Source organism: Streptomyces sp. NPDC028305 (assembly GCF_055569495.1).
In genome coordinates this window covers 500,175-517,191 of sequence record NZ_JBVHTN010000007.1, presented here as the reverse complement: position 1 = coordinate 517,191, position 17,017 = coordinate 500,175, and the positions used below count along the sequence as shown (strand labels likewise).

The 17,017-nt window shown below is 71.7% G+C and carries 13 protein-coding genes and 1 pseudogene; 7 read left to right on the top strand and 7 right to left on the bottom strand.

Features of this window, described 5'->3' with window-relative positions; all coding sequences use genetic code 11:
• Window positions 1–5 precede the first annotated feature (5 nt).
• Window positions 6–2,345 carry a beta-xylosidase/alpha-l-arabinosidase gene (locus ACZ4WQ_RS31830; RefSeq protein WP_398373487.1) on the bottom strand — a complete coding sequence of 780 codons (2,340 nt, stop codon included), beginning with the start codon at window positions 2,343–2,345 and terminating at the stop codon, window positions 6–8.
• A 254-nt stretch (window positions 2,346–2,599) separates the two neighbouring features.
• Here ACZ4WQ_RS31830 and ACZ4WQ_RS31825 point away from each other — a divergent pair, with 254 nt between their 5' ends.
• On the top strand, window positions 2,600–3,622 hold the full coding sequence (locus tag ACZ4WQ_RS31825) for a LacI family DNA-binding transcriptional regulator (protein WP_311725563.1): 1,023 nt from the start codon (window positions 2,600–2,602) through the stop codon (window positions 3,620–3,622).
• 48 nt (window positions 3,623–3,670) lie between these two features.
• Window positions 3,671–4,669 (top strand): LacI family DNA-binding transcriptional regulator, encoded by a 999-nt coding sequence (locus ACZ4WQ_RS31820; RefSeq protein ID WP_311725562.1) that lies wholly within the window; start codon window positions 3,671–3,673, stop codon window positions 4,667–4,669.
• 37 nt (window positions 4,670–4,706) lie between these two features.
• On the opposite strand, the gene ACZ4WQ_RS31815 is transcribed toward ACZ4WQ_RS31820, so the two are convergent.
• A complete protein-coding gene (locus ACZ4WQ_RS31815) occupies window positions 4,707–6,038 on the bottom strand; it encodes a YncE family protein (RefSeq protein ID WP_311725561.1) in 1,332 nt (443 codons plus the stop codon).
• A 395-nt stretch (window positions 6,039–6,433) separates the two neighbouring features.
• Between ACZ4WQ_RS31815 and ACZ4WQ_RS31810 the strand changes: the two genes are divergently transcribed.
• The 5 genes and pseudogenes from ACZ4WQ_RS31810 to ACZ4WQ_RS31790 form a co-directional block, all read left to right on the top strand.
• Entirely contained in the window at window positions 6,434–7,360 is a 927-nt protein-coding gene (locus ACZ4WQ_RS31810; RefSeq protein ID WP_398373485.1) for an endo alpha-1,4 polygalactosaminidase, read from the top strand.
• A 123-nt stretch (window positions 7,361–7,483) separates the two neighbouring features.
• Window positions 7,484–8,548 carry a PP2C family protein-serine/threonine phosphatase gene (locus ACZ4WQ_RS31805; RefSeq protein ID WP_385337054.1) on the top strand — a complete coding sequence of 355 codons (1,065 nt, stop codon included), beginning with the start codon at window positions 7,484–7,486 and terminating at the stop codon, window positions 8,546–8,548.
• Between the two features lie 67 nt (window positions 8,549–8,615).
• Window positions 8,616–9,878, top strand: coding sequence for an ATP-binding protein (locus ACZ4WQ_RS31800; RefSeq protein WP_398373484.1), 1,263 nt, complete (start codon window positions 8,616–8,618; stop codon window positions 9,876–9,878).
• The gene (locus ACZ4WQ_RS31795; RefSeq protein ID WP_398373483.1) at window positions 9,875–10,954 is read left to right on the top strand and encodes a tetratricopeptide repeat protein; all 1,080 of its coding nucleotides are present in this window, start codon (window positions 9,875–9,877) and stop codon (window positions 10,952–10,954) included. Before ACZ4WQ_RS31800 ends, ACZ4WQ_RS31795 begins: the two co-directional genes overlap by 4 nt.
• Window positions 10,953–11,422 (top strand): annotated as a pseudogene (locus ACZ4WQ_RS31790) (aminotransferase class V-fold PLP-dependent enzyme); the annotation flags it as partial. The gene ACZ4WQ_RS31795 and the pseudogene ACZ4WQ_RS31790, both read left to right, overlap by 2 nt.
• A 12-nt stretch (window positions 11,423–11,434) precedes the next feature.
• Here ACZ4WQ_RS31790 and ACZ4WQ_RS31785 read toward each other — a convergent pair.
• The 5 genes from ACZ4WQ_RS31785 to ACZ4WQ_RS31765 all read right to left on the bottom strand — a co-directional run bounded on the left by ACZ4WQ_RS31785 (window position 11,435) and on the right by ACZ4WQ_RS31765 (window position 16,963).
• Window positions 11,435–12,202 (bottom strand): SDR family oxidoreductase, encoded by a 768-nt coding sequence (locus ACZ4WQ_RS31785; protein ID WP_398373482.1) that lies wholly within the window; start codon window positions 12,200–12,202, stop codon window positions 11,435–11,437.
• A gap of 68 nt (window positions 12,203–12,270) precedes the next feature.
• The gene (locus tag ACZ4WQ_RS31780; protein ID WP_352132163.1) at window positions 12,271–13,275 is read right to left on the bottom strand and encodes a sugar-binding transcriptional regulator; all 1,005 of its coding nucleotides are present in this window, start codon (window positions 13,273–13,275) and stop codon (window positions 12,271–12,273) included.
• 69 nt (window positions 13,276–13,344) lie between these two features.
• Entirely contained in the window at window positions 13,345–14,850 is a 1,506-nt protein-coding gene (locus tag ACZ4WQ_RS31775; RefSeq protein WP_385337042.1) for a sugar ABC transporter ATP-binding protein, read from the bottom strand.
• Window positions 14,851–14,884: 34 nt separating this feature from the next.
• The gene (locus tag ACZ4WQ_RS31770; protein ID WP_311725553.1) at window positions 14,885–15,850 is read right to left on the bottom strand and encodes a sugar ABC transporter substrate-binding protein; all 966 of its coding nucleotides are present in this window, start codon (window positions 15,848–15,850) and stop codon (window positions 14,885–14,887) included.
• Window positions 15,851–15,949: 99 nt separating this feature from the next.
• Complete coding sequence (locus ACZ4WQ_RS31765) at window positions 15,950–16,963, bottom strand: ABC transporter permease (protein WP_361188388.1); 1,014 nt, start codon at window positions 16,961–16,963, stop codon at window positions 15,950–15,952.
• Window positions 16,964–17,017: the final 54 nt, after the last annotated feature.

Genomic DNA, 17,017 nt, shown 5'->3' with positions numbered 1-17,017 from the left:
GGAGGTCAGGCACCGGTGGGGGGCGGCGGGTTCGGGGAGATGTCGGCCGTGCTGAGCCGGGGCTCGGCGCCGGTCACCAGGTGGGTGTCCCCGACCAGGCGCACGGTGTGTTCGAGGATCACGTCGCCCGCGTCGCGCCGGACGCTGACGCCGATGTCGCCGGGCTCGACGATCCGCACCCGGTGGCGGTCGGTGAACGCCAGCAGCCGGGTGGGGACCGTGAAGTGGACCCGCGCCGACTCCCCGGGCCCGAGGGGGACCCGGGCGAAGGCGACGAGCTGTGCCAGCGGGCGGGTGACCGAGGCCACGGGGTCGCTCGCGTACAGCTGGACGACCTCGGCGCCCTCCCGGTCCCCGGCGTTGCGCACGGTGACGGCGCAGCCGATGGCGTCGGCGACGTCGACGGTCTCCGAGTCGACCGTGAGGTTCTCGTAGTCGAACCGGGTGTAGCCGAGGCCGAATCCGTACCGGACGGGCGGCGCGGTGTCGATGTTGGTCACCGAGCTGGCGGCGCCGAGCGGGGGGTGCAGATAGCTGTAGGGCTGGGCGCCCGCGCCGCGCGGCAGGCTCATGGGCATCCGGCCGCTCGGGTTGACCCGGCCGCTCACCACCCCGGCGATGGCGCCCGCGCCCTCCTCGCCGGGGAAGAAGGCCTGCACGACGGCGGCGGCCGAGTCCAGGAGCCATTCGATCGCGTAGCCGCGCCCGGTGAGCAGGACCACGACGGTCGGTGTGCCCGTGGCGAGGACCGCCTCGACGAGGGTCCGCTGGGCGCCGGGGAGTTCCAGGTCGTCGGCGTCGCAGCCCTCTCCGCTGGTCCCGCGTCCGAAGAGGCCGGAGCGGTCGCCGACCACGACCACGGCCACATCGGCTCCGGCCGCGGCTCCGGCCGCGGCGGGGATGCCGTCGGTGGTCCCGTCGTCGACGCCGGTGCCCTGCTCGGTGACGATGTCGGCGGTGGCGAACTCGCGGCGGAGGGCGTCCTCGACGGTCTCGACGCGGAGCCCGGCGTCGTGGTCCGGGTGGTGCGGCATGACGTGGTTGATGAACGAGTAGCAGCCGAACATGGCGGACACGGACCGGGCGTTCGGGCCGATGAGGGCGATGCGCCCCGGGGTGGCCCCGGCGCCGCCCAGCGGCAGGACGCCGTCGTTGCGCAGCAGCACCACGGAGCGTTCGGCGAGGGTCGCGGCCAGCGCGCGGTCCTCTTCGGTGTCCACGTCGGCGGCCGGCCCGGGCCCGGGGTGCCAGTCGGGGTCGAGCAGGCCCAGCTCGGCCTTCTGGCGCAGCACCCGCTCCAGCGCGCGGTCCACGACGTCCATGCCGAGCCGGCCGTCCGCGATGCGCTGCTTCAGGGGTTCCAAGTAGGTGACGCCGGTGGGGAGTTCGATGTCGATCCCCGCGGTGATGGCCTGGGCCGCGGCGTCCCCGCCGTCCTCGGCCACCCGGTGCAGGGTCTGGAGGAACGCCACGGCGAAGTAGTCGGCGACCACGGTGCCGGTGAAGCCCCACTCCTCACGGAGCGTCCCGGTGAGGTGGTCGGCGCTCGCGGCGACGGGCACTCCGTCGATCTCGGCGTACGAGTTCATCACGGAGCGCGCTCCGGCGTCCCGTACGGCCACTTCGAAGGGGAACTCCAGGATGTCGCGGACCTCGCGCGGACCGGCGTGCACCGGTGCGAGGTTGCGGCCGGCGCGCGAGTCGGAGTAGCCGACGAAGTGTTTGAGGGTGGCGGCGACCCCGGCGCTCTGGAGGCCCCGCACATACGCGGCGCCGGTGACCGCGACATGGTAGGGGTCCTCGGATATGCACTCCTCGACCCGGCCCCAGCGCATGTCGCGGATCACGTCGAGGACCGGCGCGAGGCCCTGGTGGATGCCCAGGCCCGCCATGGTGCGGCCGATCCGCGCCGCCATGCGCTCGACGAGCGGCGGATCGAAGGTGGCGCCCCAGGCCGGTGGGACGGGGTAGGTGGCCGCCTGCCACGCGGCGAGCCCGGTCAGGCACTCCTCGTGCACGATCGCGGGGATCCCGAGCCTGGTGTTCTCCCTCAGCCACCGCTGCTTGGCGGCCAGGGTGGCCAGGCCCTCCCGCGGGTCCAGCGGCCTGGTCCCGTAGTGCCGGGTGATCTGGCCGAGGCCGTGTGCGGCGAAGTCGGCGAAGCTCTGCTCGACGGTGTCCATGGCGTCCTGCAACGGGGCCACGGCGCCGCCCTCTCGGTCGACTCCCTGCCAGAGACCGACGAGTTGGGCGAGCTTCTCGTCCAGCGTCATGTCCGCGATCAGCTCGCGGACTTCGGGTCGGCCGTGGCCGGCCCCGATCGTGTCGTCATCGATGGCGGACACCCATCACATCCCCCCTGCTCGGCGGGCGAACCCGCGGCTCTCATCAAGATGGCCCCGCAATTACCCGCAAAACTTTGCGGAACTTCTGCGACCGAGACGCTAAGGCGGGGTAAAAACGACTGTCAATACAGGTGGATCGAAAGCGCGGACCACAGGCCGTTTGCATGGGGTCCTCGCGGAATATTCCAACAAATATTGCGGGAATTTGCGGCAGGGCAGTACTGTCGCGATGCCCTACGGGAGGGAAAGGCAGCATGACCACGCGCCCAACGATGGCGGCCGTCGCCGAGGCCGCGGGGGTCTCGGTCTCCACGGTGTCCCGGGTGCTCGCCGACAAGCCGGACATCTCGGAGGAGACCCGCGCCCGTGTCACCCGGGCCGCGCACGACACCGGCTATCTGCACCGCAAGGGGCGCCGCAAACAGCTCGGCGGCATCCTGGACGTCCTCATCGAGGGGACCACCTCGCCCTGGGCGGGAGAGCTCATCGCCGGGGCCCAGCACGCCGCGTTCAGCCTCGGGTACACCCTGGCGCTCACCGCCACCGGCCATCCCCGGTTCCGCATCAGCGACTGGCTCGAGGCGCGGCGCTCGCGCCCGTCGGACGGCATCGTGCTCGTCCTCTCCCGGGCACGCCACGACGAGATCGCCGCGCTGGCCGGGCTGCCGGCGCCGCTGGTCCTGCTCGACCCGGTCGGCACCAGCGAGCCCACGATCCCGACGGTCGGGGCGACCAACTGGTCCGGTGGCGCGGCCGCCACGCGCCATCTGCTGGAACTCGGCCACCGGCGCATCGGGTTCATCGGCGGCCCCGCCGAGATCCAGTGCACCAGGGAGCGGCACGAGGGCTATCTCGCCGCGCACCGCGAGTTCTCCCTCGCCCCCGACCCGGCGCTGACGCGGTACGGCGACTTCCTGCTGACCGGCGGCACGGGCCACGGGGCGGCGCTGCTGGACCTTCCGCAGCCGCCGACGGCGATCTTCGCCGGCTCCGACACCCAGGCGGCCGGGGTGTACCAGGTGGCCCGCGCGCGGGGGTTGCGGGTGCCTGAGGACCTGTCGGTCGTCGGCTTCGACGACACGATGATCTGCACGATGCTCGCCCCGCCGCTCACCACCGTCCGTCAGCCGCTGGCGGAGATGGGGGGCGAGGGGGTGCGGCTGATCGCCCAGGAGCAGTCGCGGCAGGGCTCGTCGGCCGGCCGCAGGGTCGAGTTGGCGACCACGCTCGTGGTGCGGGAGAGCACCGCGCCACGCACGATCCGCGACGGGGTCTGACAGCAAGACGGGGTCCGACAGCAGGACGACTGGTGGGAGGAGCAGGCGATGAGTGTGCGGCCCGCAGTGCGCATGGCGACCGTGGCGCAAGCCGCGAAGGTCTCGCAGAGCGCCGTGTCGAAGGTCCTCAACGGGCGGCCCGGGGTGTCGCCCGAGGTCCGGCAGCGCGTCCTGGACGCGGTGCGGGCCACCGGCTACGAGTGGCGTCGCCGCGCACCGAGGCACGGCTCGGTCGAGGTGGTGTTCGGCTGTGTGGCCAGCGCCGTCAACGCGCCACTGCTGCGCGGCCTGTCCCGGGTGCTGCGCTCCTCCGGACGCGCCCTGACGGTGAGCCACGCGGATGACGACGGGGACTGGCTGGAGTCACTGCTCGCGCACCGCCCGAGCGGCATCGTCCTGGTGCTCTCCCCGGTCGCGCCGGCGGTCGCGGAGCGGCTGGCGCGGTCCCGGGTCCCCGCGGTGGTCCTGGACACCATCGGCGACGCACCGCCCGGGATGAACACGGTCGGGGCGACTCAGTGGCGGGGCGGGTGGCTCGCCGCCCGCCATCTCACCGGCCTCGGCCACCGGCGGATCGCGCTGATCTCCGGGCCCCTCGAACTGACCTGTTCCCGGGCGCGGTTCGGCGGCTACCTCGCCGCGCTCCGGGACGCCGGGGTCCGGCCCGACCGCGATCTGATCCGCGCGGTGTCGTTCCAGACCGAGCCGGCCAGACGCGCCGCCCACGCCCTCCTCGACGGGTGGGACGCCCCGACGGCCTTCGTCACCGGCAACGATCTTCAGGGTCTTGGCGTCATCGAGGCGTGCGTGGAGCGTGGGCTGCGCGTCCCCGAGGATGTGTCGGTCGTCGGCTACGACGACATCGACGCCGCCGTGTCCGCGGCCCCGGCGCTGACCACCGTGCGGCAGCCGTTCGAGGAGATGGCGGCCGAGAGCATCCGGGTGCTCGACTCGGTCACCGACGATCCGGGGCCGGCCCCGATCCGGCTCGACATGTCGGTGGACCTGGTCGTCAGAAGGTCGACCGGGCCGGTGCGCCGGGACTGATCGCGCCCCGGGACCGGCCCGCCGCCGTACACCGCCGCTACGGGGCCTGCGGGCCGGTCCAGTCGGCCGCCACATGGCCGATGCGCACCCGCTGCGGATGGTCGCCGACCGCGACGGACGCGACCTTCCGCCCCGTCGCGAAGTCGATCGCGGTGACCTGGTCGGCGCCGCTCTCGGAGACGACGCAGGACTTGCCGTCGCCGCTCACCGTGGCCCAGTACGGCTTGGAGGTCGGCACCAGCGGGCCCTCCTGGAAGCTGTCCCGGTCCACGACGGTGGCGTAGTCGTCCATCGTCCCGGCGACGCACAGCTTCTTCCCGTCCGGGCTCATCGACAGTCCGTGGTGGCGGGAGTCGTTGACCCAGGTGGTGCGGTCCTCGCTGGTCGCGGGGTTCTTCGGGAGCGTCTTGGCGCGGGTGATCTTGTCGGTGGCCACGTCGTACTCCAGGAAGCCGTTGAAGAAGGACACCTGGAAGTAGAGCTTGGACTCATCGGGGCTGAAGGCCACCGGACGGACGGCGTCGGACAGGTCCTGGCGGCCGAAGGCGTCCAGCCGGTCCCGCATGTCGATGACCTTGACCTGCTTGTAGGTGTTCGCGTCGACCACCGTGATGTGCCGGTCGCCCTTCGTCCAGTCCATCGACGGATCGTCCAGCGCGGTGTTGACCTCGCCGATCGACATGTTCCACAGATATTTGCCGCCGTCGGTGTAGACGTTCTCGTGGGGCTTGTCGCCGGCGGAGAACGACCCGAGCTGTTTGCCCGTCTCGATGTCCAGCACATGCACCGTGTTCGACGTCGAGGCGGACACCGCGACGCGCTTGCCGTCGGGCGACACGGCCATGTGGTCCGCCCGGAATCCCGACACCGGGAAGCGCCATCTGACCTTGCCGGTGGCGAGGTCGATGGACACCACGTCGGCGAAGCTCGGCCGGGAGACCACGACGGCCGACCCGTCCGGGGTCGAGTACATGTCGTCGACGAACTGGTCGTGCCCCTCCCCCGGCCCCTGCCGGATGCCGAGGAAGAACGCGAGCTTGATGGGGTTGAGATAGATCTCCGTGAGACGCTGATCCTTGTCCGGTATGACGTTGATCCGGCCGATTTTCGCCAGGTCTCCGGTGGACTTGATGACGTCGGCCGTGCCGTCCCAGTTGTTGCCCACGAACATCACCTCCCGCAGCCCGGCGGCATCGGTGCGCGCGTCGCTCGACACGGACGCCGACGCCGACGCGGTCGCGGTCGCGGAGCCGGTCACCGCGAGCACCACGGCGGCGGCGAGGGAGAGGAGGGTGCGTGCGGGCCCCCGGCGCGCGGAGCCGCTCGGGGAGAACACTCGCCGGGTACGCCCGGCTGCGCAGACAGGCATGGTGGTTCCTTCCAGACGGCCTTCCAGAGGCCTTGCGAACGGCGGGGAACGCCCCTTCCGAGCCCGGTCGTGAACATGGCAGCGGGCTGCCTACTGGAAAGTAATGAAGCGGGGTGCAACCCACAAGACTCGGGGGCGGAAAAAATGACACGCCCTCAGCTTTGCCCCGGCGGCCCCCGCACGCGCCGCGTGGCCGCCCAGGTTGCCACTTGACGCTCGATCAAGCCGATCATTACATTCGGTACGCCGAAGGCTCCCCGGAGCCCGGCACCGAGAGCGACGCACCCAGCCGGTAACTGATGTCACCCATCACCAGCCCGGCGTCGGTCGCCAGGATCTAAGCGGTCTTGGGTAGGTCCGAGGCGGGGTCAGCGTCCACGCACCTGGGAAAGCAGATGTCTCTACGCAGCGCCTTCTCCGCCCGCCAACCGCTGTCGGGCGCGGTGCTGGTGACCCTGATCGGCATCGTCGCCCTCTTCACCGTCATCGGGTTCGCACACGCGGGACCGGAGGACACCCCGCGGACGAAGAAGGCGGCCAAGGCCCCGCAGGACACCGCCTCCCCCGAGGCCGAGCGCGCCGCCACGCCGGACGGTGTCACGCTCCCGCCGACCGACGGCGGCAACTTCGACTACCAGATCAGCGAGCCGTACACCCCGCCCGACGGGGTGAAGGTCGTCAGCAGGGACCGGGAGGCCCCGCCCGCGGCGGGCCTCTACAACATCTGCTACGTCAACGCCTTCCAGGCGCAGCCGGACGCCGAGGGCGACTGGGACTCCGATCTGCTGCTCAGGGACGACAACGGCGATGTGGTGATGGACGAGGACTGGGACGAGGCGCTCCTCGACATCGGCACCGCCGACAAGCGGCGGCGGATCGCGGACACGGTCGGGGACTGGATCGACGGCTGCGCCGAGGACGGCTACCAGGCCGTCGAGCCGGACAACTACGACAGCTACACCCGCTCCGAGGGGCTGCTCACCGACGACGACGCCATGGCGTTCATCAAGCTGCTGGCCGACCGCGCGCACGACGCGCACCTGGCCATCGGCCAGAAGAACACCCTGGAGCTCGCCTCGCACCGCGAGGACCTGGGTCTGGACTTCGCCGTCGCCGAGGAGTGCGGGCAGCAGGATCCCCCCGAGTGCGGCGACTACACCGAGGCCTTCTCGAAGGTCATCATGATCGAGTACACGGACTCCGCGCTGGACACCGCCTGTGAGGGCTCGCAGCAGCCGGGGGTCGCCATCGTGCGCCGCGACGTGGACGTGTCCACGCCGGACGACGACGGCTATGTGCGCAGGACCTGCGACTCCGTGTGACCGGATGCCCCGCCACCCGGGCCCGTGGGCCGGGCGCCGCGGCGGCAACGGGTGTAAGCAGGAGATATGCGCGTTCGGCACGGTTCCGCCCCTCCGGCCGGTTCACGGCGGTGGAACCGGGCGTTGCTCGCCATTCCGCTCGGGCTCATCGTGGCGATCTCCGTGCTCGACGTGCAGACGCCCAAGAACATCCACCTGAGCCCGTTCCTGATCGCGGCGCCCGCGATCACCGCCTCGTTCGCGGGCGCCGCGGCCACCGGCGCGATCGGAGTTCTCGCCGTGGTGGCCCAGGTGATCATCGGCCAGTTGCAGGGCGGTCTGTCGACCGCGAACCACGAGGCGCAGATCGGCACCCTCCTGGTGATCTCGGCGCTGGTGACAGGCTTCCGGCTCGCGACCGACGTGCACCAGCGCAAGCTCACCCAGGTGCGTTCGGTGGCCGAGGCGGCCCAGCAGGTGCTGCTGCGGCCGCTGCCCGACCGGCTGGGGCCGCTGCGGATCGCCTCCACCTATCTCGCGGCCGAGGAGGGGGCCCGGATCGGCGGGGATCTGTACGCGGTCGTGGCCACCCATGAGGCGGCCCGGCTGGTCATCGGCGACGTCCGCGGCAAGGGGCTGGCCGCCATCGGTGACGCGTCGGTGCTGATCGGCGCCTTCCGCGGGTCCGCCTACCGAAACCTCTCGCTGACGGCCGTCGCGGCACACCTGGGCAACGCGATGCGCTGGAACTGGGACCACGGCGGCAGGGAGGACTCGGATCCCCATGAGTCGTTTGTGACCGCCCTGGTGCTGGACGCCTACGACGACCGCCCGCTCGCCGGGCTGGTGAACTGCGGACACCCCCCTCCGCTGCTGGTGCGGGACGGGGAGGTCCACACGCTGGAGATCTGCGAGCCCGCGCCGCCACTGGGGCTGGCCATGACCTCCGAAAGCGACTACCAGGCCGGGACCTTCGGCTTCGAGGAGGGCGACCTGCTGGTCCTCTACACCGACGGCCTCATCGAGGCGCGGGACACCACCGGAGCCTTCTACCCGCTCGCCGAGCGCGTCGCGGCCTGGACGGGCGACGGCCCGCTGTCGCTGGCCCGCTATCTCCAGGACGATCTGCTCCGGCACACCGGCGGCCTGGTGCACGACGACGCGGCCACCGTCGTGATCGCCCGCGAGCCCTCCGCCACGGACACCTGACGGACCGCGGACGCGGATCAGGGGGAGGGTGATCACCCGCACGGCTCGCCTCCGTAGAGTGTGCGCCATGTCGGAGGACTCCCCCCTGATCCAGAGCCTGCGCACGGCTGTCGCGGCGGCGCCCGGCGACGTACCGCTGCGGCTGCATCTCGCGGAGTTGCTGCTGACCGCCGGGCAGCAGGACGCGGCCGTCACCGAGGCCGCCGTCGCCCTTCAGCACGCGCCCGGCGACCCGCAGGCGCGCGAGCTGATGGCCCGCGCCATGGGGGCACCCACCACCCAGGCCCCCGCCACCGGGGCCCCGGCTGCGCCGACCCCGCCCGCCGCACCCCGGGCCGGCTTCGACTGGCGGGCCGCCGCGGACCAGGTCGGCGATGTGGTGCCGCCCCGGTTCGTGGAGACCCCGCTCACCGTCGACGGCAGCGGCGACCCCAAGGACGCCGCCGCCTGGGAGGTGGCCGCGCCCGGCACCGTACGCCTGGCGGACGTCGGCGGCATGCGGGAGGTCAAGGAGCGTCTGGAGGCCGCCTTCCTCGCCCCGATGCGCAACCCCGAACTGCGCAAGCTGTACGGCAAGAGCCTGCGCGGCGGACTGCTGCTGTACGGCCCGCCCGGCTGCGGCAAGACCTTCATCGCCCGCGCCGTGGCCGGAGAGCTCGGTGCCGGCTTTCTGTCGGTGTCCATCAGCGATGTGCTCGACATGTGGATCGGCAACTCCGAACGCAACATGCACGAGGTGTTCGCCACCGCCCGCCGCCAGGCCCCCTGTGTGGTGTTCCTCGACGAGCTGGACGCCCTCGGCGGCAAGCGCAGCCGCACCCAGAACAGCGGTATGCGCAACACGGTCAATCAGCTGCTGACCGAGCTGGACGGCATCGACGCCCCGGCGAACGAGGGCGTGTTCGTGCTCGCGGCCACCAACGTCCCCTGGGACGTGGACATCGCCCTGCGCCGCCCCGGCCGTCTGGACCGCACCCTGCTCGTGCTGCCGCCCGACGCCGCCGCGCGCGAGGCGATCCTCCGCTACCACCTGCGCGACCGGCCCATCGAAAGCATCGATCTCGGCAAGCTCGCCAAGGCCACCGACGGCCTCTCGGGCGCCGATCTGGCCCATGTGTGCGAGGCCGCGGCCGAGACGGCGCTGCTCGACTCGGCGCGCACCGGCACCGTGCGCATGATCGGCATGCGGGACCTGCTCGACGCGGCGAAGTCCGTGGTCCCCTCCACCGAGCCGTGGTTCGCGGCCGCGCGCAACGTGGCGATGTTCGCCAACGAGGGCGGGATGTACGACGACCTGCTCGCGTATCTGAAGAAGCGGCGGAAGCTGTGACCACGCACCCGGCCCTCGAGCGGGCCGAGGCGCTCATCGAGCTGAAGCGGTACGACGAGGCCGCGGCCGTGCTGGGCGGCCGCCTCGCCGAGGACCCCGACGACGTACGCGCCTGGGTGAAGCTCGGCCGCTGCCAGGTGGCGGCGGGCCGGGTCGAGGAGGCGCTGACCACGCTCGGCGAGGCGCTCCGGCGCGCCCCCGAGGACATCGGCGCGCTGTACATATACGCCTTCGCCCTGCGCCGCGCGGACCACCTGGAGCGGGCGGAGCGCTGGCGGAAGGCGGAGGAGGCGCTGCGTCAGGCGCTGCGCGTCGACCCGCAGAACAGCTCGGTGCACGCGCTCCTCGGCGAGTTCCTGATGTACTACCCGACCCGCCGCGTCGAGGCCCTGGCCCTGGCCAAGGAGGCGGTGCGGCTGGACCCGGAGAGCGTGGACGCGTACCAGGCGCTGTGGCGGACCGCCGGCGCCGCGGGCGAGACCGAGACCTACACATGGGCGCTGCGCCAGGTGCTCCGCCTGGACCCCACCGACAACCAGGCCCTGTATCTGGTGAGCAGCCAGGAGGCCCACAAGCCGGGCACCACCGCCGCGCAGGCCGCGGAGGTGTACGCCGACGCCCTGGCCGCCGCCCCGGACAACACCGGACTGCGCCACGACCTCGACCGGGCCACCTACCGGCTGCTGCGCGGCGTGCGCTGGCTGGCGCTGATCTGTGTGGCGGCCGCGGGCGTCATGGTCGATCTGTTCCCCCAGGACGGCGAGGCGGCGCGGGACCTGCCGGTGCCGCTCGGCAACCGGCTGTGGGTGCTGGTGGTGATGGCGGCGGTGTGGGGCTTCGGCGCCTGGCGCCGCTACCGCGGGCTGCGCTCCGGCGTCCAGCTGAATGTGCGGTCCCTGGTGCGCCGGGGCCGCTGGGCCCGCGTCGTGCTCGCCCAGGCGGCCTGGGCGATGCTGTGCGCGCTGCTGATCTCGCAGGTGCCGTGGACGGAGCGGTCCGTGCCGCGGATTCTCTTCTGGGCGGGGCTGCTGCCCACCCTGGCCACCGTCTGGTTCGACCGGAGGAAGACACCATGAGCGCCACCAACTGGGCACCCTGCCGTACGAGCTGCTGGCCGGGACCCGGGCCGCCGTCGACTTCCTGGCCGGGCTCGGCCCCCGGCGGGACGGCCCCCGCCGGGAGCGGCTGGTCTCCGCGCTCACCGCGCTGGAGGCGATACGGCACGAGGGGCTGCCGCCCTGCGGGCGCGGATCGAGGCGGGGCTGGCCGGGCTGGAGCGGATCACCGTCCACTCCCGCGCGGCCGACCGCACCCCCACCCTGCTGCTCACCATCGAGGGCCGCAGCACCGTCGACGCCTACCGCTATCTGGCCGCCCGGGGCGTGGACGCGCCGTCCGGCTCCTTCTACGCCCTGGAGGCGTCCCGCCGGCTGGGTCTCGGCGACACGGGAGGGCTGCGCGTGGGCCTCGCGCCGTACAACGACACCCGGGACGCCGACCGGCTGCTGGAGGGGCTGTCGGACTTCCTGCGCGGCACGGGCTGACCCGGCGCGCGGCTACCAGCAGGTCACGCCTCCGTCGACGATGAGATCGGTGCCGGTGACAAAGCTCGCGGCGTCGCTCAGCAGGAACACCACGGGCCCGACCATCTCGTCGACCGAGGCCATCCGCCCCAGCGGGGTGTCGGACTCGAACTGCCTGACCCGCTCCGCGACCTCGGCGCGCAGGTTCATGGGGGTGGCGGTGTAGCCGGGGCTGACGCTGTTCACCCGGATCCCGCGGTCGCACCACTCCGTGGCCAGGCTCTTGGACACGTGCATCACGCCCGCCTTGGAGGCGTTGTAGTGCGCCTGGAGCAGTCCGCGGTTGGCGATGGTGCCGGACATCGAGGCGATGTTGACGATGGAACCGCCGCCGCCCCGGAGCATGGCGCGCGCCTCGGCCTGGCAGGACAGGAACACGCCGGTGAGGTTCACGTCGATGACCCTGTTCCACTGTTCGACGGGCATGTCCTCGGCGGGGGCCGCGTTGGCGATGCCCGCGGCGTTGACGGCCAGCCGCAGCGGCCCGAGGTCGCGTTCCACCGCGGCCACCGCTTCGGTGAGTTCGTCGGACCGTGTGACGTCGGCGGGGAGGGCGACCGCTCGCCGTCCGGTCTCCTCGACGGCCGCCACGGTGCCGGCCAGATCGCCCCCCGGCAGGTCCAGGCACCCGACGTGCGCTCCCATCTCGGCGAGCCCGATCGCCAGCCGGCGGCCGATGCCACTGCCGGCTCCCGTGACGATGGCGACGCGGTCGTCGATCCGGAAAGAAGGTGCGGCCATGGGTTCTTCCTCCATTGTGCGTAACAGCTGTGGCCTCGCCCGCGGCGGCCGCGGAGTGGTGTCTCCGGTCAGCCGGCGAGCCGTCGGGCGATGCCCAGGTCGGTGATCAGGACATCGACCCAGCCGCCGCTCACCGCTGCGTTGATGGCAGCGTACTTGCGGTCGCCGCCGGCCACCGCGATGCGGCGCGGGACGGCTCGGTAGGCGTCGGGGTCGATGCCGATGACGCGGTCGTTGAGTTCGGTGTCGAGCAGCGTGCCGTTCTCGTCGAAGAAGTGCAGACAGATGTCCCCTACGGCGCCGAGGTCGCGGAGCCGCTCCTGGTCTTCGAGCGAGAAGATGTTGCCGCTGCGGCGCAGCAGTGGCGACGGTTCGAGGCTGCCGATGCCCACGACCGCGATGGTGAGGTGTTTCCAGGCGTCGGCGACGCTGCTGACCTTGGGGTCGGCGAGTATGGCGTCGCGCACCGCGGGGCTCGCGACGACGCCGGGGGCCGACATGAAGACCGGTTCTGCGCCGGTCGTCTCGGCGAGCCGCCCCATCAGACGGGTCGCCTGGATCTGGACCTGCGGGTCGCCCACGCCGCCCATCAGCTGGACGACCTCCTCCAGGGACCGCTTGCCGGGGCGGGACCGCATGGCCTCGACGGCGGCGAGCAGCGTGGCGCTCCAGGACGAGATGCCGAGCCGGTCGCCCTCCAGGAGCGTGGTCTCGAGGTAGACGGCGGTCGCCGCCCCGAGGGCCGGGATGACCTCGTCCCCTTCTCCCTCGACATCGACGACCACGACGTCGCGCAGCCCGTAGCGGCTCGCGATCGTCTCCTCGAGGTCCGCGAAGACGCCTTCCGGCGGCACCACGATGGTGCGGACGATTCCGACCTTGGCCGCCTGGGCGAGCAGCCGGGAGACCCGCGCCTGGGAGATGTGGAGTTCCTCGACGATCTGCGCCTGCCGCATGCCCTGTTCGTGATACAGGCGTGCGACCCGTGTCATCAGGCGCAGTTGCTCATCGGCCGTCGCCATGCGGGTGGTGCGGCGGTTCACCGGCTGACCGGTGCTGCTGCGGGGGTCCATCGTGTCCTTTCAAGCAGGCCCATCGGGTGTCGGGAGCCGCCGCGAGGCGTGCCGGCGGCTCCCGATGCATCATGCCGTGGCGAGGCGCATGACGGCGACGTCCGTCGCCTCCTCCGCGGGCAGGATGCCCTGTTGCCGCCCCCGGCTGAGGACGAGCACCCGGTGGGAGAGGCCCAGCACCTCGTCGAGGTCGGAGCTGACCACGACGACCGCCATGCCGGACCTGGCCAGGTCCGCGATGACCTCGTAGATGGCGGCGCGCGCCCCGACGTCGATACCGCGGGTGGGCTCGTCGAGGATGACCACCTTCGGTTTTCGCTCCAGCCACTTGGCGATGACGACCTTCTGCTGGTTGCCGCCGGAGAGCGTCCGTACGGGCTGCTCGGCCCGCCCCTTCACGGTCATCAGCCTGATGGCGGCGGTGGCGACCTCGGTGACGCGCCGGGGTGTCAGCCAGCCGCGGCGGGCCACCCGGTCGAGGTTCGGCAGGGCCACATTGTCACCGATCGACAGGTCGAGCACGGCTCCCTGGCCCTTGCGGTCCTCGGGTACCAGGGCGACGCCCGCCTCGATGGCGTCCCGGGGCCCGCGCAGCCGCAGGACCCGGCCCTCCACCGACACCGTTCCCGCGGCCACCGGGTCGACGCCGGCCACGGCCCGCACGAGTTCGGTGCGGCCGGCCCCGACGATGCCCGCGATGCCGAACACCTCGCCCTCGTGCACGCCGAAGGACACGTCCCGGAACGACGGGTTGGTGAGGCCCCGGACGGTGAGGACCTCGCGCCGCCCGGGGGCCCCGGTGTCCGGGAAGATGCGCTCGACGCTGCGGCCCACCATCTCCTCGACCAGCCGTGCCACGGGCACCTGCGCGGTCGCGTGGGCGGCGACGCGCTGTCCGTCCCGCATCACCACGATGCGGTCACAGATCCGGGCGATCTCCTCGAGCCGGTGGCTCACATAGATGAACGACACGCCTTCGCGGCGGAGGGCGTCGATGCGCTCGAAGAGATGATCGGTCTCCTCGCTGCCGAGCGCGGCCGTCGGCTCGTCGAGGATCAGGAGTTTCGCGTCGAGGGTGAGCGCCTTGGCGATCTCGACCTGCTGCTGCGCCGCGACCCGCAGCGTGCGCACCAGCCGGGTGGGCGCGATGTCCAGGCCGAGCCGCCGCAGCTGCTCCGCCGCCCGCCGGTTCATCTCGGCCCGGTCGATGCGCCCGCCGCGGACCAGCAGCCGGCCGAGGAAGACGTTCTCGGCGACCGTCAGGTCCGGGAGCAGACGCATCTCCTGGTGGATGAGGCCGATGCCGTGGCTGATGGCGTCCCCGGGCGACTTCGGCTCGTAGGGCCGTCCCCGCCAGAGCATATGGCCGGTGTCGGAGGGGAACGACCCGGCGACGATGTTGGACAGCGTGGACTTGCCCGCGCCGTTCTCGCCGAGGAGGGCCACCACTTCACCGGGGCGCACATCGAGGTCGATCCGGTCGAGGGCCTGGGTCACGCCGAAGCGCTTGGACACTCCCCGGACCACCAGACCCTGGTGGGTCCCGTCCTCCGGGGGCCGGCCGACGTTCGTCATGGCGAGGTCCTGCCTTTCGGGTTCCTTGCCGCGCTCAGGGGTGGCTCTTGAGGTACTGGTCGGCCTTGGCCGTGTCGTCCTTGGTGAGGAGGTAGGCGGGCTGGAGCTGCATGGCCGGGACCTTCTTCTTGTCCAGGATGTCCAGCGCGGTGTCCACGGCCATCCGGCCCATCTTCTGGGTCTGCTGGACCATGGTGGCGTCGATGGTGCCCTTGCGGACGGCCTTGATGCCCGCGAAGTCGCCGTCGAAGCCCACGATCAGCCGCTTCTTCCCGCCGGCGCCCTTGGCGGCCTGCGCGGCGCCGAGCGCCATCGCGTCGGCCTGGCCCCACATGATGTCGATGCCGGGGTGCGCCTGGAGCATGTCCTGGGCGACCGAGTACGCCTTGTCCTGCGCCCAGTCGGCGGACTGCTGGGAGACCACCTTGATGCCGGGCGACTCGGCGAGCGCCTGCCCGAACCCCTTCTGCCGGTCCACCTGGGGAGTGGTGCCGATCTGGCCCTGAAGTATGGCGAGTTGGCCCTTGCCGCCCTTCTGCTTGCTCACCCACTCGCCGAGTGTTTTGGCGGCGGCCACGCTGTCGGTGGCGATGAACGACTCGCCCGGCACGTCCGGCGGGTTGCGGTCGACGGTGACGACGGGGATGTGCGCGCGGTTCGCCGCCTTCACCGGCACACCGGCCGCCGTGGCCCCGGCCGGGATGTAGATGATGGCGCTGACCTGGCGGCTGATGAAGTCCTGGATCTGGTTCACCTGGGTGGCCGCGTCGCCGCGGGCGTCGGAGACGATGACCTTGATGCCCTTCTTCTTGGCCTCGGCCTCGACGGACTGCTTGATCTGGTTGAAGAAGTCGGCCTGGAGGTTGGCCACGGCCAGGCCGATGGTCACCGGCTTGCCGTCGGCGGTCTTCGCTCCGGCGTCCTCGCCGCGTCCGCAGGCGGCGGCGCCGAGCGCGAGGGCGGCCACGACACCGGTGGCGATCACACGTGGGGTCTTCATGAGAACTGCTCCTTCGGGAACGGATCCCGGCGACTCGGGGGGAGGTGGTTGCTGAAACAAGAGGAGATGGGCTGGGGACGGAGGAAGGACCTGTGGTGGTCAGCGCGAATCGCGTCGGCGCAGCACGTCGAGCATGACGGCCAGCGCGATCACCACGCCGATGACGATCTGCTGGACGAACGGGGAAACCCCGAGCAGATTCAGACCGTTGCGCAGGACTCCGATGATCAGGACGCCGAAGAGCGTTCCGCTGATGGAGCCGACACCGCCGCTCAGGCTGGCGCCTCCGATCACGACGGCGGCGATCGTGTCGAGCTCGTAGCCGGTACCGGCGCTCGGCTGGGAGGAGTCCAGGCGCATCGCGAGGAAGACCCCCGCCGCGCCGGCGAGCAGGCCGGTCACGGTGTAGACGAGCACCGTCCGCTTCCGCACGCTGATCCCGGCGAGCCTGGCGACCTCGGAGCTGCCGCCGATCGCATACAGCTCGCGCCCACCGGACCGGTAGCGCATATACGCCCACCCCGCCGCGTACAGCACGACCAGCACGAAGGTGGTGAAGGTGAAGATGCCGAGGTAGCGGGTGGTGGAGAGGTTGCCGAACCAGTCGGGGAAGCCGACGATCTGCTGTCCGTCGGTGATGACGTTGGCCAGGCCGCGGGCGACGGACATCATCGCCAGGGTGGCGATGAACGGCGGGAGTCTGGTGAACGTGATGCCCAGCCCGTTGGCCAGTCCGCACGCTCCCCCGACGCCGGTGGCGACGATGGCGCTCAGCCACAGCGGCCACCCCTGGTCGTGGGAGAGCCAGCCGAGCACCATGGTCGCCAGGGCGAGCACCGCGCCGACCGACAGATCGATGCCCCCGGTGACGATCACCGCGGTCATGCCGAGGGCGAGCAGCCCCAGGATCGCCGTCTGGTCGACGATGTTGAGCAGGTTGTTCTGGGTCAGGAAGTACGGCGTCGCTATGTAGAAGACGACGCACATGGCGAGCAGGCCGAGGGCGGGCCCTCGTGATCCGGTGAGCAGTTCCGTCGCCCAGGACGGTACCCGCAGGCGCCGTTCGCCCGGTTGGGCGTCAACGGGCGTCGCGGCGTCGCTGGTTGCACTCATCAATACCTCCGAGTATTGACATTTCTCTAATATCCGACTCGAGAGGGGCGTCAT